This window comes from Profundibacter sp. (assembly GCF_965277155.1).
GTDB lineage: Bacteria > Pseudomonadota > Alphaproteobacteria > Rhodobacterales > Rhodobacteraceae > Profundibacter.
This window is the reverse complement of record NZ_CBDIBV010000004.1, coordinates 37339-57400: the sequence shown is the minus strand read 5'-3', so window position 1 is coordinate 57400 and position 20062 is coordinate 37339. Positions and strand designations below refer to the sequence as shown.

The following is a 20062-nucleotide window of genomic DNA, read 5'->3' as shown; positions in this document are numbered from 1 at the left end:
TAGTGTCGCGAGTTTGGTGGAAATTCGAGGACGGCGTAATCTCCGGGTGCATCGAAGCCACCCAACCGGCGGCTGGAACCGCCAAGGAGATCACGCCATGACAAAGAATACAGCAACATCGACATCCGCGCTACTGGCCAATGAAGCAGGCTATGACCCGATTGAAGACCGGCTGCGCCAGAACATCCGCGCGACGATCGAGGCGGTTTTCGAAGAGGAGCTGGAGCAGTTTCTGGGCCGTTGCCGGTATGGCCGCAGCGGCGGGGCAAAGGCCGGATACCGCCACGGGCATCGCGAGCGGCAACTGGTCGGAACATTTGGAACCGAAACGGTGCGCGTGCCGCGTGCGCGGATCACAGGCGAGGCCGGCAAGGCCAGAGAATGGCGCTCGAAGGCATTGCCCCGCTACCAGCGGCTGACGAAGAAGGCCGAGGCGCTGATCGCTGCTGTCTACCTTTCGGGCACCAACACACGGCGGGTAAAACGCGCCCTGTTCGGCCTGTTTCAGGGGGCGGTCAGCAAGGATGTGGTGAGCCGCGCCTGGCGCAAGGTGAAGGTGGACTGGCAGGCGTGGTGCGCCCGCAGCCTTGCGGATGAAGACATCGTGCGGCTGATCCTGGACGGCACCGTGATCAAAACGCGGATTGACAGGAAGGCCACCAATATCTCGGTTCTGGCCGCGATTGGCGTGCGCCGGGATGGGCAGAAGGTCTTGTTATCACTGATGAACATGGGCGGCGAAAGCACCTCCGCCTGGCGTCAGTTCATCAACGATCTGGATGCGCGCGGGTTGAAACGGCCCGAATTTGTCATCGTGGACGGGGCACCGGGACTTGAGGTCGCTCTCATTGCCCTCTGGGGTGAAGATCTGCCGATCCAGAGGTGCACGGTGCACAAGCACCGCAACCTTCTGGCCAAGGCACCCAAGCGTATGCATGATGAGTTGACAGAAGATTACCGCGACATGATCTACGCCAAAACACCCGAGGAAATCGCCACCCGCCGCAAGGCATTTCTGCGAAAATGGCGGCTGAAATGCAAGGCCGTCGCTGACAGCTTGGAAGAAGCAGGAGATAAGCTTTTCACCTTCACGCGTCTGCCACAAGGCCAGTGGAAATCGGCCAGAACGACAAATGCGATCGAACGCCTGAACGAGGAATTCCGCCGCCGCATCAAGACCCAGACCGTGCTGCCATGCGCCGAGACCGTGCCGATGCTGCTTTGGGCTCTGATGGCCTCGGGGCAGATCGTCATGCGAAAGGTCGATGGCTGGGAAACGCTCGCTCAGCCCGTCGCCGACGCAACCCTTGACCAAGCCGCCTGACCGGCGCATAACTCAACCCGCTCGGAGGTGCCTGAAATCAATTTCCACCACTTTCGAGACACAACCCTTTGCAGACCGTCACAACCACATCAATGGCATCGAGAATTTCTGGAACCAAGCCAAGCGCCACATGCGCCGATTTAACGGTGTCCCCAAGGCCCAATTTGGGCTATAGGGAACCTCTAAAAATCCCCCAAAATCCGGCCTGACGGGGTAGAATCGTCATCAGGATGAAAATGATTCGACCGACGGGGTTTTGTCATGGGTCAGATGGGATTTTTTGATCTTTCCAGCCGATACGCGGGACTGGACAAATCTGGTGATCCGCTGGTGTTGCTCAACGACATGGTGCCGTTCGAGGATTACCGGGACGAGCTGAAGGCCATATGGCGCACGCCGCCCGAACAGCGCAAATCCAACGCTGGCCGCCCGCCTTGGGATGAGGTGCTGATATTCAAGACGATGGTTTTGCAGCAGCTCTACAACCTCTCTGACGATCAGATCGAGTATCAGATCCGCGACCGCCTGTCGTTCATGCGGTTTCTCGGCCTTGGCATTGAAGACAGCGTACCTGACGCCAAGACCATCTGGGCCTACCGTGAAAGGCTGGCCGGGGCCGGGAAGATGAAGGAGCTGTTTGACAAGTTCGATGCCTTTCTGCGCGAAAAGGGCTATCTGGCGATGGGCGGGCAGATTGTTGATGCGAGCATCGTTCCGGCGCCGCGCCAGCACAACAAAAGGGACGAGAACGAGAAAATCAAGGCGGGCGAAACGCCTGAAGAGTGGGAGGAAAAACCCCACAAGAAGCGCCAGAAGGACGTGGATGCGCGCTGGACGAAGAAGCACGGCAAGAGCTATTACGGCTACAAGAACCACATCAATGTCGACCGGCGGCACAAATTCATCCGCGCTTATGATGTCACCGATGCCGCCGTGCATGACAGCCAGGCGCTTGCCGGTCTGATTGATGCGAGCAACACCTCATCGGACCTGTGGGCCGACAGCGCCTATCGCTCGCAAAAGATCGAAAGCGAGCTGGAAGAGCGGGGGCTTCACAGCCATATCCATCACAAGGGCAGGCGCGGCAAGCCGCTTGGCGAGCGCCAGCAAAAGGCCAACCGGAGGCGCTCGAAAGTGCGGGTCCGGGTCGAGCATGTATTCGCTTTTCAGGAGCGCTCCATGGGCGGCAAGCTGATCCGCTCCATCGGCCTGAAGCGGGCGCGATTTCGCATCGGGATGATGAACCTGGTCTACAACATGAAGCGCTTCGTCCAGTTCGAATGCGGCCTGGCGGCGCCGGGATAAGGGTTCATGGGGTGAGGTGTGCCTGAAATACCCAAAACCGGCTTGAAACCGGTGAAAATGGGTTTATGATCCGAAGCAATCAGGCGGGACAGGCGAAAAACCGTCCACCCCGCCGCGAAGAAGGCGAAAACGGGAATTTACAGAGGTTCCCCAATGTGAACGTGCCCGCAAATGGGGCTGGAATTGCGGTGATCGCAATATCACATTCCCAGCTGAACCCTTGCGCGCCGTTCAATACTGTCGGCTGCGGGCTTGTGCAGGATTTCTTAAGGTTAACCTTCTCAACCGCAGGCAGGCTTACGGGCTTAATACGCGTCTCCGCACAGCTTTTTGGTGCCTCCAGAACGTCTGATCCATCCACAGTCAAAGTACCAGTGGCACAGTTCTCCCATTCTATGACCTTCTCGTCATCCACTTGGGCCGTGAACAATTCAACTTCGATTACTTGCGATGCTGGCGTTGTTGCGCCATCCATTTCGCAGCTCAGCAGGTCTGTTCCGATACCCTGACACGGCACGGAGGCCGATATAAATTCTGCCCCGCCAACATTGATATTCGACGCATCCTCAGAAAAAGTGAATGTTCCATCAAATGGTGTCGGCGAGATGCCTAAGTAAATTTGACACGTCCAGCTAAGGCCCAAAACACCAATGCGGGTGGTCGGCACTGGCTCCTTACACGATTTCTTCAGATCAATTGTCGGTAAAGTTGGCACTGGATCATTAGGCAAATCAACATAAGCACAAATATCGGGCAGATGATCGTTACTTAGACCGTTAGAATTTTGTTGCCCCGCCAATATATCCAAAACAGTGGCACCGTTCACATATTGATCCACGCAATTAACAGCCTGCGCGGGGTCATTCTCTACATCAAACTGAAAGCTCATATTGGCAGTTGACGTCCCACCAGCCGCGAATAAATCCGCTGATGAAAGTTCGCAATACCCCGCGCCATTACCGCCAGAGGCATCTATACAAGCCCACGGTTCATTCGAGGTGACGTTGGTCATTGGCCCATTCACCGACACATCCGTCGCGCTTGCAGGTTGTGGTGCAAGAAACCCGTCGCCAAAAAGCAAGAACCCATCGGTTGGAAGGTTTGAGCCTGTCACAGTGATCTGACAATTCATTGTCATCGGCCCGCTTGTTACAGGCAAAACAGGGTCACAGATTTTGGCAATGCTCGAAACTGGCTCCCACGGGGCGTTTACACAATTCCCCGCAATCGTTTGGTTCACACCAGCAGACGTAACATAAGAACCCTGCGCACAGTTTTGCAATTGATAGGTTGTGTTATCAACTGGGGTGTTCAGCTGATCACTGGTGACAAACAACGAAACATCAATGACTTCGCCGTCGCTATCAAAATCCGCGCCTGAAACGGTGCAAGACTGGCCTTGCGCGCAATCGAAATTACCGGAGACCGATGAAATAGGTAGTGTCGCGAGTTTGGTGGAAATTCGAGGACGGCGTAATCTCCGGGTGCATCGAAGCCACCCAACCGGCGGCTGGAACCGCCAAGGAGATCACGCCATGACAAAGAATACAGCAACATCGACATCCGCGCTACTGGCCAATGAAGCAGGCTATGACCCGATTGAAGACCGGCTGCGCCAGAACATCCGCGCGACGATCGAGGCGGTTTTCGAAGAGGAGCTGGAGCAGTTTCTGGGCCGTTGCCGGTATGGCCGCAGCGGCGGGGCAAAGGCCGGATACCGCCACGGGCATCGCGAGCGGCAACTGGTCGGAACATTTGGAACCGAAACGGTGCGCGTGCCGCGTGCGCGGATCACAGGCGAGGCCGGCAAGGCCAGAGAATGGCGCTCGAAGGCATTGCCCCGCTACCAGCGGCTGACGAAGAAGGCCGAGGCGCTGATCGCTGCTGTCTACCTTTCGGGCACCAACACACGGCGGGTAAAACGCGCCCTGTTCGGCCTGTTTCAGGGGGCGGTCAGCAAGGATGTGGTGAGCCGCGCCTGGCGCAAGGTGAAGGTGGACTGGCAGGCGTGGTGCGCCCGCAGCCTTGCGGATGAAGACATCGTGCGGCTGATCCTGGACGGCACCGTGATCAAAACGCGGATTGACAGGAAGGCCACCAATATCTCGGTTCTGGCCGCGATTGGCGTGCGCCGGGATGGGCAGAAGGTCTTGTTATCACTGATGAACATGGGCGGCGAAAGCACCTCCGCCTGGCGTCAGTTCATCAACGATCTGGATGCGCGCGGGTTGAAACGGCCCGAATTTGTCATCGTGGACGGGGCACCGGGACTTGAGGTCGCTCTCATTGCCCTCTGGGGTGAAGATCTGCCGATCCAGAGGTGCACGGTGCACAAGCACCGCAACCTTCTGGCCAAGGCACCCAAGCGTATGCATGATGAGTTGACAGAAGATTACCGCGACATGATCTACGCCAAAACACCCGAGGAAATCGCCACCCGCCGCAAGGCATTTCTGCGAAAATGGCGGCTGAAATGCAAGGCCGTCGCTGACAGCTTGGAAGAAGCAGGAGATAAGCTTTTCACCTTCACGCGTCTGCCACAAGGCCAGTGGAAATCGGCCAGAACGACAAATGCGATCGAACGCCTGAACGAGGAATTCCGCCGCCGCATCAAGACCCAGACCGTGCTGCCATGCGCCGAGACCGTGCCGATGCTGCTTTGGGCTCTGATGGCCTCGGGGCAGATCGTCATGCGAAAGGTCGATGGCTGGGAAACGCTCGCTCAGCCCGTCGCCGACGCAACCCTTGACCAAGCCGCCTGACCGGCGCATAACTCAACCCGCTCGGAGGTGCCTGAAATCAATTTCCACCACTTTCGAGACACAACCCCGTCGAACATTCTCCCCACACTAAGGCCTTCGCCGTGGCCGTTGACCAGATTAATCACCCCTATAAGTTCTTAGCTTTAATACCCTTACTGCGCTGTCAGCTAGGCACGACCCTAAGGGTTAACTGTAAACTAAAGAAAAATGCCCACTTTGTAGACATATAAAGCCCGGTTCCCACTTGAAGCGAAGGTCCGCTTTCGGCCTTGATCCCAAAGCGGCATGTCCGCTTTGGGGCTGGGAGCAGACGTTGGGTCCGATCTAACGAACGGCAACAAAGTCCGCATATCTGCCATCCCTCAAACCGTCACCACCACCTGAGCCGTTGATTTCCGCAAGCGTTGTAGGCCCCGCGTCAGGTTTTTCGGAATTCATATACACCTCGCCCGACACTTGCCTATTCCTCAATCTCTCGACAGGCACCGGCCTTGGCCAGATACAGTCGGTAACTGAAAAACGGGCCGGTCCCGATTAATGCCGAGTGCCGGGCTTCTTCCAGATAGAACGCATAGTGACCGTTCTGTTCGTCCTCGTCCCCGTATTCAAAATTTGTCCCGCCGATATCGGACAGGATTGTGTTTCGGGTTTTTATCACGATGCTACCGTCGCTGCGTTCTTTTATCCAAAGCTGGCTTTCGGCCTCGAAGGTCATGCAGGCGGGGGTGGTGGTGTCTGATCCGGTGTTTTCGTAGCAACTGTAAAAGTCGTATCCAAACTGGCCCTTGCGGTTGGTGCCGCTGAGCATGATGGATTTGTCGGTCGCGTCAATTTCCAGCGCCAGCGTGGTGACGTTCTGGTTTGGCTGGCTGCGCATGTGCTTGGCGGAATAGTGGCGGGTGTAGCATGGCTTAAGGTCGTTCAGGCCGGTTGACCAAGCGGGGTTTGCAAGGGCTGTGGCGAGGATCGCTGTTATGATGGGGAAAACAAATCTGAACATATGGGGCTACCTGTCAAAATGAATATGCCCCGAGGGTAGTGGTAAGCCTCGGTGCGATCAACGCAGAACCTGACCTGTGTTAAATATCCTTCATCAATCGCAAAGCATCATAGATCGCCGCATGGGTGTTGCGCGCCGATATGGCATCACCGATGCGAAACAGCTGGAATGCCCCTTCGGGGTTGGTGCTGACGGTTTGCGGCTGGCCCGCGATCAGCGCGTCGTAATCCACTTCGCCCAGATTGCTTGAGGATGGTTTCAGCGCGAAATACAAATCGTCCAGCGGTAGGGTGCCGTGGTTCACCACGATCTGGTCATAGGTGGCGGTGCTGCGGTAATCGCTGTAATCGGTGCCGATGATGGCGCGCAACCGGTTGCCGTCGCGTTCCACGTCCATCAGGCGGCGGGTGACGGTAAAGGTGACGTCTTTGTCCTGAAGCGCGCGCATGTAGGGCACCAGATTCATCGCCATGATTTCGGGGGCGAAGCTGCGATCAGGTGTCATGATTTCCACATGCGCGCCGCTGTTGGCGATCACTTCGGCGGCTTGCAGGGCAGGGTGGTCGCCCGCATCATCATAGACCAGCACATTCTGGCCCGGCTTCACGTCACCCGCGATGATGTCCCATGCCGACACCACCAGATCATTGCTGGTTTCCAGCACTTCGGTATCGGGCAGGCCCCCCGTGGCGATGATCACCACATCGGGGGACAGGGCCATGACATCATCGGCCTCGGCCCATGTGTTGAAACGGAATTCCACATCACGGGCGGCGGATTGGGACATGCGCCAGTCAATGATGCTGATCATTTCGCGTCTGCGCGGGCTTTGCGCGGTCAGGCGGACCTGCCCACCGGGATCAGAGGCGGCTTCAATCACGGTGACCTTGTGGCCGCGCTCGGAAGCCACACGCGCGGCTTCCAGACCGGCGGGGCCTGCGCCGACGACCACCACGTTTTTGCGCGTCTTTGCGGGCGGGATGTCGTGCGGCATGGTCAATTCGCGCCCCGTGGCGGCGTTGTGCATGCACAGAGCCTCTCCACCCTGATAAATCCGGTCCAGACAATAGGTGGCGCCGACGCAGGGGCGGATATCATCCTCGCGTCCCTCGATGATCTTGCGCACGATATGCGGATCCGCCAGATGGGCGCGGGTCATGCCGACCATGTCCAGCAGACCGGCGGATACCGCGTGCCGCGCGGTGGCAACATCGGGGATTTTGGCGGCGTGGAAGGTGGGCAGACCGGTGGCCGCTCGCACTTCGCCGGCAAAATCCAGATGCGGGGCGTTTTTCATGCCCTGCACCGGGATCACATCGGTCATCGCCGGATCGGTGTGGATGCGCCCGCGGATGACATTCAGAAAATCCACCATACCGCTGTCGCGCCATGTGTTGCACACGGTGATCCCGTCCTCGAAAGTGGTGCCGCCCTTTTGGGCCTCGTCCACGGTGAAGCGCATGCCGACGATGAAATCATCCCCCACCCGTTCGCGAATGGCGCGCAGCACGTCCATGGAAAACCGCATCCGGTTTTCCAGCGACCCGCCGTATGGGGCCTCAAGCGTGTTGGTCAGCGGCGAGATGAACTGGTCCATCAGATGGCCGAACACCTCAAGCTCGATCCCGTCCATGCCACCGGCCTGCATCCGTTCGGCGGCATCGGCGTAATCGGTGATGATACGGGCGATGTCCCAGTCCTCCATCTTTTTGACAAAGGCCCGATGCGCCGGTTCGCGTTTATGCGACGGGGTGACAGCCGGCAGCCAGTCGCCCTTGTCCCAGCGGGTGCGCCGGCCCAGATGGGTCAGCTGGATCATCACCGCAGCACCATGTTCGTGACAGGCATCGGTCAGGTTTTTGATCCACGGCACCACCTCGTCCTTGTAGGCCAGGATGTTGTTGAACACCGGCGGGCTGTCCCTGGACACGGCGGCCGATCCGGCGGTCATGGTCAGAGCGATCCCCGCCTTGGCGCGTTCAGCGTGATAGGCGCGGTAGCGGTCCTTGGGCATGCCGTCTTCGGGGTAGGCGGGCTCGTGACTGGTGGTCATGATCCGGTTTTTCAGGGTGAGGTGTTTTAGCTGGTAGGGCTGCAGCAGGGGATCATTGGACATTGATCTTTCCTTTAGTGAAGGGGCAAGCGGCGATATACGCCGGGATTATGTGGATCATCAAAATGGCTGATTGGGCCATTCTCCTGAAAATGGTTGGCCCAGCGTTGCATTTCCACCGGATCAAGTTCAACCCCGAGGCCATAACCTTCTGGAACGCGGACTGTGTCGTTGGTCTGGAGGAACGGGCCGTCCTTGATCACATCGCCGACCTGCCAACGAAACAGGGATTGCGAGGCTTCGGTGATATGCGGTGTTGCGGCGCTGACGTGCAGATAGGCAGCGGTCATGATGCCCAGATCGTTGGAATAACACCAGAAACCTTTACCCATTTCCTCGCAGGCGGCGATAAATTTCAGGGTTCTGGACAGCCCGCCAAGGGCGGCAAAATTGCAAACAAAATAGTCGGGTGCCCCCAAAGCGACAGCGCGGCGCAGGTCAGGGATATGGGTCGAGAACGGAATGATAGAATGTTGGCGCAGGGCGGCCATTTCCTCGAATGTGGCGACAGGGTCTTCGTAGTTGCGAATGTTGTAGGGTTCCAGTTCCCGTAATAACCAGCGTGCCGTGGTCAGGGAATATTGCATGTTGGAATCCAGTTTGATCTGCACATCGTTCCCCAGGGCCTCGCGCAGCATTCGAACGGTTTTGATTTCCAGTTGCGGATCGCCCATGATCAGTTTGCCCTCGAAGATGCTTGCGTTGTGTTCGGATTGCATCCTTAGGCAATAGTCGGTGATCGCTTCGGGGGTCATTTCACCACCGGCGTCGCCCTGTTTCGGGCGGAATGAAAAATACTCCGAGAATTTGATGTCTTTGCGCACCGCACCACCCAACAGTTGATAGAGCGGCATTTCAAATGCTTTGGCTCGGATATCCCACAAGGCAATTTCAACGGCACCAAAGGCGACCGACGCGGCATTTTCACCCGTATTTGCAGTGATCTGGTAGGGTGGCACACAGCGTGCCTCGCAGGCCGCCAAATCCAGAGGGTCCATCCCGATCAGCGCAGGTGCAACTTCGGATTTGATCACCTCGCCAAAATGCCACCACGGGGCTTCGCCCAGACCTATCAAACCCGCATCGGTTTCCACCTCGATGATGGATTTCGAGGCCCCTGCATAAAGGCCGGCCGTCCACCAGAACGGTGCATCAAACGGTATGTTTACATGGGTGACCTTGATATTGGTGATTTTCATCGAGTTTCCCCCTAGTACCACGCATCTTCTACCGATGCTTTTTTCTTGGCAATGAATTCTTTCAGCGCGTCGTCTTTGGCAATATCCAGCGGCGGGGCCTGATAGTCGGCAAGGCGTTTTTTCCATTGGCGGTTGGCGCGGATCATACCGTCTTCGCCGCCTGCTTCGGTCCAAGTTTCAAACGGCTGGTCATCGGTAAAGCCGCTGTCCCAATAGGCAGTTTTATAGTGGCGCATGGTGTGGTCACAGCCGAACATATGTTCGCCGGGGCCTTTTTCGGCCAGTGCCTCGAAACCCAGCGTATCATCGTTTACCTCGATCCCGTTCAGATAGCTGTGCAGTGCGCCGCACATGTCGGTGTCCATGATGAATTTCTCGCAGGACATCGACAGCAACCCATCCAGAAAACCGGCGGAGTGCAGGATATAGTTGCCGCCGCTTTGAATAGCGGACATCATCGACATCATGCTTTGCTGCATGGCCTGCCCGTCGGGCAGTTTCGAGGTGGAAAAATTGCCGGCATTGCGCAGGGGCAGGTTCAGCCGCCGGGCCAGTTGACCCATGACAAGGCTGCCGACAGCCGGTTCCGGCGTGCCGAAAGTGGGCGAGCCTGACCGCATTGCCAGCGTCACAAGGAAAGACGCCAGCACCGTGGGCGCACCGGGGCGCACCAGTTGGGTCAGGGCACAGCCCACCATGCTTTCGGCAAGGTTCTGCGCGATGGCGCCTGCCATTGTCAGCGGCGCAACCGCACCCCCCAGCAGGAAAGGCAGGTGGATCGATCCCTGATTGGCGGCGGCATAAGCGCGGATGCCACGGGTGGAAACGCCATCCCAGACCAGTGGCGAGGTCGAGTTGAAATTGCCCATGATCACGCAGTTATTGTCTACGAAATCCGCGCCAAACAGGATGCGGCACATTTCAATGCTGTCCTCGGCCCGTTCGGGCGCGGTGATTGATCCCAGAAAGGCGCGATCAGAATAGCGCATGTGGGCGTAAACCATATCCAGATGGCGTTTGTTGACGGCAATATCGGTGGGCTCGCAAATGGTGCCGCCCGAATGGTGCAGCCATGGGCTGCTTTGGGCCAGCTTCACGAAGTTCTTAAAATCCTGCATGGTGCCGTAACGCCGCCCCTTGTCCAGATCCATCACGAAGGGCGATCCGTAAGCAGGCGCAAATACCGTTGCATCGCCGCCGATCTGTACGGATTTGGCCGGATTGCGGGCGTGCTGGGTGAATTGTGACGGGGCGGTTTTCAGCAGGGCGCGGATCAGGCCGGGTTCGAATTTAATGTTCCACGTTGTGGCGGAAACTTCGGTCACCTTGCCGCCGGCCTGTTTGAACAGGCGCACGGTTTCGGGATCATCGCGAAATTCGATGCCGATTTCGGCCAGTATCCGGTCGGCACCCTGTTCGATACGGATCAGGCTTTCTTCATCCAGCAGGTCATATGGCGGGATTTTACGGGTGATATAGGGCATATACATATGCGGGTTTTGCCCCGCCTCGGTGCTGCGTTTGTTACCACGCCTGCCGCGTCTTTGAGGGGAAGATGCCATAGGAAACCCTTTGCCGGTTAGAATCGACACTACTGTCGAGAAACAAAGCATATCTGTCAATATGCTTGTCCCCCGACGGTGTGTCGGGTAAACCGTGGTCCATGGAAAATTTAGTAATATCAAAGCCTGACCGTAAAACCGCACCGCGTGGCTCTGAATCGCTTTGGCTGCAAGCGGCCTATGACATGCTGGTGGAATCAGGGGTCGAGGCCGTAAAGGTGATGCCGCTGGCCAAGGCGCTGGGCCTGTCGCGCACCGGCTTTTACTGGCATTTCGAGGACCGCGAGGCGCTGCTTGAGGCGCTGTTGCGGATGTGGGAGGCCAAGAACACCGGCAATCTGGTGCGCCAGACCCAAGCCTATGCCGAGACCATCACCGAAGCGATGTTCAACCTGTATGATTGCTGGCTGGATGAAGACCTGTTTGACGCGCGTCTGGATCGGGCCGTTCGCGGCTGGGCGCATAATGATCCGACGGTGCAGGTGCGGATTGATCAGGCGGACGCGCTGCGCAAGGCGGCAATCATGGAGATGTTCCAGCGGTTTGATTATAGCGCGGCACAGGCCGAGGTGCGTGCGATGACGGTGCTGTATACGCAGGTCGGGTATATCTCGATGCAGGTGGAAGAACCGCTTGAAGAACGTATCAGCCGGATGCCGGAATATGCAGCAGTCTATACCGGTCAAACCCCGACCGAGGCCGAAATCCGGCGGTTTCGCGCCCGCCATGCCGGGCGCAAAGAATAACGGTGTGATCTCTGGAATTATTCTAGACTATCTGTTACATTCAAGTTTGCGAATATTTTTCAGGATGGAAACAATCCCCTTTTCCGATAACGGGCACGGGGGGCATCACAGGGGAGAATGACAGTGAAAGACAAGGTGCTGGATAAGCTGAAGGGCATTGTTTACGGACCGGATGGCAAGGACATCGTAACGGCCGGGATGGTTTCGGATATTGTGGTGCAGGGCAGTAAGGTGATCTTTTCGATCTCGCTGCCGCCGGGGGCCAATGAAGGCGCCGGCGGGATGCAAAAAGAGGCCGAAGAGGCAGTGGCGGCGATTGACGGGGTGGAAACGGTTCTGGTGGTTCTGACCGCCGAAAAGCCGGTCGAACCACGCGATAGAGAAGCACCCAAGTTAAGCAGCAAGCCGGATCGCCCGGTCGGGCCGGATATGCGGCCTGCGGCGGGGGCGATCCCCGGGGTGAAGGCGGTTCTGGCGGTGGCGTCGGGCAAGGGCGGGGTTGGCAAATCGACCACCTCGGTCAACCTTGCGCTGGGGTTGCGGGCGCTGGGGCTGAAAGTTGGTCTGCTGGATGCGGATATCTACGGCCCCTCGATCCCGCGTCTGATGGGGATTACCGAGCGGCCCAATATCGTGAACGAGCGGATCGTGCCGATTGACCAATACGGTCTGAAGGTGATGTCGATGGGGTTCCTGATGGACGAGGAATCGCCGGTGATCTGGCGCGGCCCTATGGTGGTTTCGGCGCTGATGCAGATGGTGCGCGAAGTGGAGTGGGGCGAGCTGGACGTGCTGGTTCTGGATATGCCGCCGGGCACGGGGGATGCGCAACTGACGCTGGCACAACAGGTGCCGCTGGCCGGATCGGTAATAGTATCGACCCCGCAGGATCTGGCGCTGATTGACGCGCGCAAGGGTCTGAAGATGTTCAAACAGGTGGATGTGCCCATTCTGGGGATCATCGAGAATATGAGCACTTTTGTCTGTCCGCATTGCGGCGAGAAATCGGATATCTTCGGCCATGGCGGCGCGCAGGAAGAAGCGGCCAAGCTGGGTGTGATGTTCCTGGGTGCGGTGCCGTTGCATATGGATATCCGGCATTATTCGGACGAAGGCACGCCGGTGGTGATTGCCGAGCCGGACGGGGTGCATGCCAAGGTTTACAAGACCATTGCGATGAAGGTTGCCACCCTGATGGGCGAGGCCGGAGGTGACGAGGAATAGCGGTTTCGCCGGGCTGACGCCCGACGACCAACGCGCGCCCCTTGGCAGGCGCGCGCGTTTTGCCTTCGGCGAAGGTATTTAGAGCAAGAAGAAGGGGATGCTGTCCCTTGTTTCAGACATAAGAAAGCCCCGCGAACCGGTCTGGTTGGCGGGGCTTTTGTTATTAAGCGTTAGGGCTTAGCCGCGCATGGCGGCCCATTCCATGTATTTGATGCCAAGGATGCCCCCCAGTACGATGAACATCAGTGTGAGGCCGGAGCCAACCGCAAGGGTGGAAAAGCCGGTGACGCCCTGGCCTATGGTGCAGCCCAGTGCGACAACCCCGCCGATGCCCATCAACGCCGCGCCGATTGTGTTGCGCACGGTGTCGGATTTATCGGCAAAAGTGGTCATCGACAGTTTGCCTTTGCTAAGCGCGCCAAGGAAGCCGCCCAGCAGCACGCCAGCAAAGGTCATCACGTTGAAGCTGGGGCCGGAATAAGCCGTGGCGCGCATCAGGTAGTCCAGCGTGTCGCCAGCGGGGCGCATATAGGACAGCGAGGCCAGCGCCACTGGCACATCGGCGAATTCATCCTGTGCAAGGCCGGTCAGCAGCCAGCCCGCCGTGACGCACAGCCCGATGCCAACGCCTGCGATGATGTGGGTGGGGGATTTGCGAAAGCCTGCATCCTTGAAGCAGTAAACCAGCAGCCCGCCTGCAAGGACGGCTAGTGCGATTGTGGTCGACAGGCCAAGGTCCATGCCGGTGAAATGTGCGATGAAATCGCCGAAGCCCTGTGTTTCCATGCCCAGTTCCGACAGATCAACGGTTGCGCTGCCAAACAGGGCCACGCGGATCGGGCCGATCAGCCCGCCGATGGTCATATAGGCAAACAGCCCCGCCACCAGCAGCACAAAGCCCGAGCGCAGATCGCCGGACCCCGCCCGTACCAGATTGCGCGACAGGCACCCGCCCGAAAGCACCATGCCAAAGCCGAAGGTCAGACCACCCGCGATATTGGCCAGCCACGTCAGGTTGGGCGCCATATACATGGTGGTGCGGTAATCCGCGACCTCGAGTTTTTGCAGCAGGGCCACGCCCAGCATTGCCGTTGCGGTGGCCAGCAGCCACGAACGAAAGCGGCGTTTGTCCCCGAACGACATCATGTCCGATATCGAGCCCATTGTGCAGAAGTTGGTCACATAAACAATGTATCCGAACACCGTTGCAATGATCAGGCCGCCCCAAGCGACATAAAAACCTGGTGATTCAATCACCATTTCCCGTAGCGTTTCCAGCATTTCACCATCCTGTCAGACGTAGATTATTATATTTTACAGGGGATTCTTTGCGCCCCTGCATACATATTAGCATATAGGGAACCTCTGTAAATTCCCGTTTTCGCCTTCTTCGCGGCGGGGTGGACGGTTTTTCGCCTGTCCCGCCTGATTGCTTCGGATCATAAACCCATTTTCACCGGTTTCAAGCCGGTTTTGGGTATTTCAGGCACACCTCACCCCATGAACCCTTATCCCGGCGCCGCCAGGCCGCATTCGAACTGGACGAAGCGCTTCATGTTGTAGACCAGGTTCATCATCCCGATGCGAAATCGCGCCCGCTTCAGGCCGATGGAGCGGATCAGCTTGCCGCCCATGGAGCGCTCCTGAAAAGCGAATACATGCTCGACCCGGACCCGCACTTTCGAGCGCCTCCGGTTGGCCTTTTGCTGGCGCTCGCCAAGCGGCTTGCCGCGCCTGCCCTTGTGATGGATATGGCTGTGAAGCCCCCGCTCTTCCAGCTCGCTTTCGATCTTTTGCGAGCGATAGGCGCTGTCGGCCCACAGGTCCGATGAGGTGTTGCTCGCATCAATCAGACCGGCAAGCGCCTGGCTGTCATGCACGGCGGCATCGGTGACATCATAAGCGCGGATGAATTTGTGCCGCCGGTCGACATTGATGTGGTTCTTGTAGCCGTAATAGCTCTTGCCGTGCTTCTTCGTCCAGCGCGCATCCACGTCCTTCTGGCGCTTCTTGTGGGGTTTTTCCTCCCACTCTTCAGGCGTTTCGCCCGCCTTGATTTTCTCGTTCTCGTCCCTTTTGTTGTGCTGGCGCGGCGCCGGAACGATGCTCGCATCAACAATCTGCCCGCCCATCGCCAGATAGCCCTTTTCGCGCAGAAAGGCATCGAACTTGTCAAACAGCTCCTTCATCTTCCCGGCCCCGGCCAGCCTTTCACGGTAGGCCCAGATGGTCTTGGCGTCAGGTACGCTGTCTTCAATGCCAAGGCCGAGAAACCGCATGAACGACAGGCGGTCGCGGATCTGATACTCGATCTGATCGTCAGAGAGGTTGTAGAGCTGCTGCAAAACCATCGTCTTGAATATCAGCACCTCATCCCAAGGCGGGCGGCCAGCGTTGGATTTGCGCTGTTCGGGCGGCGTGCGCCATATGGCCTTCAGCTCGTCCCGGTAATCCTCGAACGGCACCATGTCGTTGAGCAACACCAGCGGATCACCAGATTTGTCCAGTCCCGCGTATCGGCTGGAAAGATCAAAAAATCCCATCTGACCCATGACAAAACCCCGTCGGTCGAATCATTTTCATCCTGAAAGACCTCTGCATAACATCGGGATTCCCCCGGGTTGGCCGTTTTGGTAAGCTAGCCGGGAAATCTCTGGGGTGAATAGATGGACCTTTTCCTGCACGAAGCGGCGGCACGGATCGGCGCGGATGACGTTCTGTCGAAGATCGACGCGCTGATGGATTGGAACTCGTTTTTGCCGATCCTGCGGCGCGGTCTGGGGCGCTCGGGGATCGGGCCTCAGGGCTATGATCCGCTGGTTCTGTTCAAGTGTCTTCTGGTTGGCCAGTGGCACGGGCTGAGCGACCCGAAGCTGGAGCGGGCCTTGAAGGTGCGGCTGGATTTCATGCTGTTCTGCGGGCTCGATCTGCACGCGTCGGTGCCGGATGAGACGACCCACTGCCGGTTCCGCAATGCGCTGGTCCGGGGTGGCGTTTACGATGAGCTGCTGGCCGAGGTCTGCCGCCAGATCGAGGCGCATGGGCTGAAGCTGAAAGAGGCTGAGGCGGCGATCATTGATGCGACCCTGATCGCGGCGGCGGCGCGCCCGCGCACCCATATCGACGCCCCGCAGGACCGGGCAGAGGACGGGGCAAGGGAAGGGACGCCGGATGATCCGCCCGAGGTCTCACCCGACGGGGCACAGCTGCATTTCAGCGCCGACCCTGATGCCCGCTGGGTCAAGAAGGGCCGCAAGAGCACGCTCGGCTACAAGGGCTTTGCCCGCTGCGACGAAGAGGGCTTTATCGACAAGGTGCACACCACGCCCGCCAATGCCGCCGAAAGCCCCGAATTCGCCACCATGATCGCGGGCGCAAAGGCGCAGCGGGTGCTGGCCGACAAGGCCTATGCGAGCAAGGCCAACCGCCAGATGCTGCGCGGCAAATACCGCGACGGCATCCTGCGCAAGGCAGCGCGCGGCCGCCCCCTGCGGCAATCGGAGAAACGCTTCAACCGGCTGATTTCGAAACGCCGCTTCCGCATCGAGCAGACTTTCGGCACGATGAAACGCCTCTTCGGCCTGCAGCGGGCGAGATATTTCGGGCGCGCCAGGGTGCATGCCCAGATGGTCATGGCCGCCATCGCGCAAAACCTGCTCAAGGCCGCAAACAGGATCACCCTCAACCCGCAAACCCCCGCAATCGCATAGCCCCAAACCCCGCCACCCGTCTGTCCGCCGGACCCGCAGGGGCGCAAGGTGGGCGGCCGAAATCTTGCTTCAACCGAAAGCCATGGCCTCATGCAGAGGTCTTCCTGATGACGATTCTACCCCGTCAGGCCGGATTTTGGGGGATTTTTAGAGGTTCCCTATAATCATATGTTCATGCAGGGGCCAAACGGTTTTACGCTTTGGGCAGGGGGGTATAGAAGAGATTTTATGCCTCCGGCGGGGATATTTAGGGAACAAAGATGTTTTAGAGCGAACCTTTGGGGGTCAGGCTCATACCGAATTTCCCGTCCTGATCATCTGCAAACCAGCCCAGTTTGTCGCGCAGGGTGACCACGCCGCCGATGATGATAATCGAGGGGCCGGTGAATTTGGCCTCGGTCGCCTTTTGATACAGATCGGCAATGGTGCCGGTGATGATCCGCTGGTTTGGCCGGGTGCCGTTGTCGATGATCGCGGCCAGTGTGGTCGGGTCAACACCGTGGCTGGCGAAGACTTCGGACAGGACTTTCAGACTGGACAGCCCCATGTAAACCGCAACGGTCTGGTTTTTTCGGGTCAGCACGTCCCAGTCCAGATCAAGCACCCCTTCGCGCCCGTGGGCGGTGACGAAGATGCAGGATTGGGCGTGGTCGCGGTGGGTCAGCGGGATGCCGGCATAGGTGGAACAGCCGGCGGCCGCGGTGATGCCGGGCACCACTTGAAAGGGGATGTTGTGTTCGGCCAGCATCTCGATTTCCTCGCCGCCGCGCCCGAAAATGAAGGGATCGCCCCCCTTCAGGCGCAGCACGCGTTTGCCGTCTTTGGCCAGTTTCACCATCAGCGCACTGATGTCTTCCTGAAACATTGCGTGGTTGTCGGGGCGTTTGCCGACATAGATGCGTTCGGCGTCACGGCGCACCAGTTCAAGGATACCATCCCCCACCAGCCGGTCGTAAAGCACAACATCGGCGCGTTGCATCAGGCGCAGGGCACGGAAGGTCAAAAGATCAGGATCACCTGGGCCAGCCCCGACAAGGAACACTTCGCCCTGTTCGCATGGTGCGCCTTTGCCGGTGGCACATTCGAGCGAGGACAAGAGGTGGCTTTCGGCGCGCTCCAGATCGCCGGCAAGGAAATGGTCACCCGCAGGCCCGTCGATCATGGTTTCCCAGAATCGGCGGCGTTCGGTGGTGCCTTTGATACCGGCCAGCACACGGTCACGGAACTTGCCAAGGAATTCGGCCATGCGCCCGTATGCGGGGGGCAGCAGGCTTTCGATACGGGCGCGCAGGATGCGGGCAATCACGGGGGCGGTGCCGCCCGAGGATATGGCGATAACCAATGGCGAACGATCCACCACCGAGGGGGTGATAAAATCGCAGTATTCGCCCACATCCGCGACATTGGCCAGAACACCGGCCTGTTTGGCGGCGGTATAAAGCAGGGTGTCGCGGGCCGCGTCCTCGGAGGCGCCATAGGCGACCACGGCACCGGCTATATCCTCGGCTGTGATGGCGCGGGGGTGGTGGGTCAGGTTTTCGTGGCCCAGCAATGTGCTGAATTCATCCGACAGGTTTTCGTCGAACAGATGCACTTTGGCGCCCGCCAGAAGGGCGCGTTCGACGCGGCGGGCGGCCACGGTTGTGCCGCCATCCACGACGACCAGTTTGTCGGTGATATCAAGAAAGATAGGAAGGTAATCCATTGCGCGCGTCTCTTTATATATAGGATCGGGCCTAGCCCTGATTGCTTTTCGCCCATTCCGATAGGGTAGCACCGAAATCGGCAGCACTTTCGGGGTCCAGATCAAAGATGGTAAAGCGGCGCTGTTCGCGGATGGTCACGCGCAGCCAGTTTGATCCATTGTCATAGGCGACGTTTTTCAGCGTCACATGCTTTTTGAATGGAAAATTGAATTCCGCAACGTCTGTGATGACTTCGTCAGACATATTTCAGCCCCGCTGCAAATACGGCCTCTAGCCGCCATTCCCATTTTCTGGGCGTATCCTTGTAGTCAGGTTTGACGTCGAACTCCAGAAACATCTCGCCTGACTCGCCAGCATGGGCGACCAATAGTTCGAGCGCCTTGAAGGTGTCAATTTCCGGGTGTCCTATAATAAGGTCGCTAAGTTTGGCCATTTCAGTTTCTCCCTGTAACGCGATTGTGGAACCTTACACGCATAAGCAGGCGCGCGCTGGGCTTTTCGCTGTTTGCGTCAAAACCCGTGCGGTTGTGAAGCGAATTATTGCATAACAGCCCGTCGCCGTCCTGCATTTTGATGGTCTGGATATAAGGATCATTCGAATTCATCACCGAATTCAGGAAATCCACGGCGGCCCGGGTGGCGGAATCATCGCGCCACTCAATCGAACGGGTGCGGGCGGTATAGCGCATTTCCAGATGGCCGGTATCATTGTTCACCTCGAACACGGGGCCGATGCTGGCGGGACGCACATTGCCGTTTGGTTCGCGGTTTTCCGGAATGGCCATCGCGCTGGTGTGTGACAGTGCCTCGATATAATCGGGGTTTTCGTCACGCAGGCGGATATAGGCGATTTCCGGATCGAACACCTGATTGACGCCACCATCCTGTGCGGCGCGCACACAATGCAGAACCATCGCGCGGATCTTTTCATCAGGTGCATTATAGTAGCCGTCGGTGTGCCAATTCATCGGTTTTGTCGAATAGGGAATATAGCCTTTTTGACCGGGCGAATCTGAAACCTGGAGGGAAACGATTCCGTCTTTTCCCGCCGATCGGTGCTTTTCCGCGATGCACAAACCCAGTTTTTCGGCAAAAAGCCGCATTTTTTTGCTGGCCTCGTCCGGGACGGCAGTTTTCTGCATATCGCGGTAGAAAACAGCGTTGGATATTTCACAACGGCGAAACAACTCGTCTTGTTCGGCTGGTGTTACGGCCGCTAGATCAGCAATTTCGACCGGGTCGGATTTTTCAAGCAATTCAGATGTTTGTTGCAACTTGTCCGTGCGCCACGCTTGATAGGCTGAGTCATCCCCAAGCGCAAAAGGATTGCCATTCGGATAGCGGGCCCGGGAATCGTTCATTAATGTCTCTCCTTACGCATTACGGCTAAGATTGTTTCGTTTTGTATCTA

General features: G+C 58.0%; 17 protein-coding genes and 1 pseudogene. 7 read left to right on the top strand and 11 right to left on the bottom strand.

Annotated features, from left to right (window positions below; translation table 11 throughout):
• The first annotated feature begins 97 nt into the window (after window positions 1-97).
• The 3 genes and pseudogenes from ACQY4M_RS02245 (at window position 98) to ACQY4M_RS02235 (ending at window position 2629) form a co-directional block, all read left to right on the top strand.
• Window positions 98-1324 carry an IS256 family transposase gene (locus ACQY4M_RS02245; protein ID WP_428539582.1) on the top strand — a complete coding sequence of 409 codons (1227 nt, stop codon included), beginning with the start codon at window positions 98-100 and terminating at the stop codon, window positions 1322-1324.
• Between the two features lie 67 nt (window positions 1325-1391).
• Window positions 1392-1496, top strand: a pseudogene (locus ACQY4M_RS02240) (IS1595 family transposase); the annotation flags it as partial.
• Window positions 1497-1585: 89 nt separating this feature from the next.
• A complete protein-coding gene (locus ACQY4M_RS02235; RefSeq protein WP_428539227.1) occupies window positions 1586-2629 on the top strand; it encodes an IS5 family transposase in 1044 nt (347 codons plus the stop codon).
• A 79-nt stretch (window positions 2630-2708) separates the two neighbouring features.
• Here ACQY4M_RS02235 and ACQY4M_RS02230 read toward each other — a convergent pair whose 3' ends face one another.
• Window positions 2709-3965: a hypothetical protein gene (locus tag ACQY4M_RS02230; protein ID WP_428540272.1), complete on the bottom strand. Its 1257-nt coding sequence runs from the start codon at window positions 3963-3965 to the stop codon at window positions 2709-2711.
• 199 nt (window positions 3966-4164) lie between these two features.
• On the opposite strand from ACQY4M_RS02230, the gene ACQY4M_RS02225 reads away from it, so the two are divergent.
• Window positions 4165-5391: an IS256 family transposase gene (locus ACQY4M_RS02225; protein WP_428539582.1), complete on the top strand. Its 1227-nt coding sequence runs from the start codon at window positions 4165-4167 to the stop codon at window positions 5389-5391.
• Between the two features lie 460 nt (window positions 5392-5851).
• On the opposite strand, the gene ACQY4M_RS02220 is transcribed toward ACQY4M_RS02225, so the two are convergent.
• The 4 genes from ACQY4M_RS02220 to ACQY4M_RS02205 all read right to left on the bottom strand — a co-directional run bounded on the left by ACQY4M_RS02220 (window position 5852) and on the right by ACQY4M_RS02205 (window position 11265).
• A complete protein-coding gene (locus tag ACQY4M_RS02220) occupies window positions 5852-6391 on the bottom strand; it encodes a hypothetical protein (protein ID WP_428540269.1) in 540 nt (179 codons plus the stop codon).
• A gap of 79 nt (window positions 6392-6470) precedes the next feature.
• Entirely contained in the window at window positions 6471-8507 is a 2037-nt protein-coding gene (locus ACQY4M_RS02215) for an FAD-dependent oxidoreductase (RefSeq protein ID WP_428540266.1), read from the bottom strand.
• Between the two features lie 11 nt (window positions 8508-8518).
• Window positions 8519-9703, bottom strand: a complete 1185-nt coding sequence (locus tag ACQY4M_RS02210) for a mandelate racemase/muconate lactonizing enzyme family protein (RefSeq protein ID WP_428540263.1) — start codon at window positions 9701-9703, stop codon at window positions 8519-8521.
• An 11-nt stretch (window positions 9704-9714) separates the two neighbouring features.
• Window positions 9715-11265 (bottom strand): trimethylamine methyltransferase family protein, encoded by a 1551-nt coding sequence (locus ACQY4M_RS02205; RefSeq protein ID WP_428540260.1) that lies wholly within the window; start codon window positions 11263-11265, stop codon window positions 9715-9717.
• Window positions 11266-11366: 101 nt separating this feature from the next.
• Here ACQY4M_RS02205 and ACQY4M_RS02200 point away from each other — a divergent pair, with 101 nt between their 5' ends.
• A complete protein-coding gene (locus tag ACQY4M_RS02200; protein WP_428540257.1) occupies window positions 11367-12011 on the top strand; it encodes a TetR/AcrR family transcriptional regulator in 645 nt (214 codons plus the stop codon).
• Window positions 12012-12128: 117 nt separating this feature from the next.
• Window positions 12129-13235 (top strand): P-loop NTPase, encoded by a 1107-nt coding sequence (locus tag ACQY4M_RS02195; protein ID WP_428540254.1) that lies wholly within the window; start codon window positions 12129-12131, stop codon window positions 13233-13235.
• Window positions 13236-13412: 177 nt separating this feature from the next.
• Here ACQY4M_RS02195 and ACQY4M_RS02190 read toward each other — a convergent pair whose 3' ends face one another.
• Window positions 13413-14516, bottom strand: coding sequence for a YeeE/YedE family protein (locus ACQY4M_RS02190; protein ID WP_428540251.1), 1104 nt, complete (start codon window positions 14514-14516; stop codon window positions 13413-13415).
• A 227-nt stretch (window positions 14517-14743) separates the two neighbouring features.
• Window positions 14744-15787 carry an IS5 family transposase gene (locus ACQY4M_RS02185; protein WP_428539227.1) on the bottom strand — a complete coding sequence of 348 codons (1044 nt, stop codon included), beginning with the start codon at window positions 15785-15787 and terminating at the stop codon, window positions 14744-14746.
• Window positions 15788-15901: 114 nt separating this feature from the next.
• Between ACQY4M_RS02185 and ACQY4M_RS02180 the strand changes: the two genes are divergently transcribed.
• Window positions 15902-16945, top strand: a complete 1044-nt coding sequence (locus ACQY4M_RS02180; RefSeq protein WP_428539221.1) for an IS5 family transposase — start codon at window positions 15902-15904, stop codon at window positions 16943-16945.
• Between the two features lie 265 nt (window positions 16946-17210).
• Here the strand turns inward: ACQY4M_RS02180 and cysG are convergent, their stop codons facing one another.
• The 4 genes from cysG to ACQY4M_RS02160 are packed head-to-tail and all read right to left on the bottom strand — an operon-like array spanning window position 17211 to window position 20012.
• Window positions 17211-18650: a siroheme synthase CysG gene (gene cysG / locus ACQY4M_RS02175; protein WP_428540248.1), complete on the bottom strand. Its 1440-nt coding sequence runs from the start codon at window positions 18648-18650 to the stop codon at window positions 17211-17213.
• Between the two features lie 31 nt (window positions 18651-18681).
• Complete coding sequence (locus ACQY4M_RS02170; protein ID WP_428540245.1) at window positions 18682-18894, bottom strand: DUF6967 family protein; 213 nt, start codon at window positions 18892-18894, stop codon at window positions 18682-18684.
• Window positions 18887-19084, bottom strand: coding sequence for a hypothetical protein (locus tag ACQY4M_RS02165; protein ID WP_428540242.1), 198 nt, complete (start codon window positions 19082-19084; stop codon window positions 18887-18889). Before ACQY4M_RS02165 ends, ACQY4M_RS02170 begins: the two co-directional genes overlap by 8 nt.
• A 1-nt stretch (window position 19085) precedes the next feature.
• Window positions 19086-20012, bottom strand: a complete 927-nt coding sequence (locus tag ACQY4M_RS02160; RefSeq protein ID WP_428540239.1) for a TauD/TfdA family dioxygenase — start codon at window positions 20010-20012, stop codon at window positions 19086-19088.
• Window positions 20013-20062: the final 50 nt, after the last annotated feature.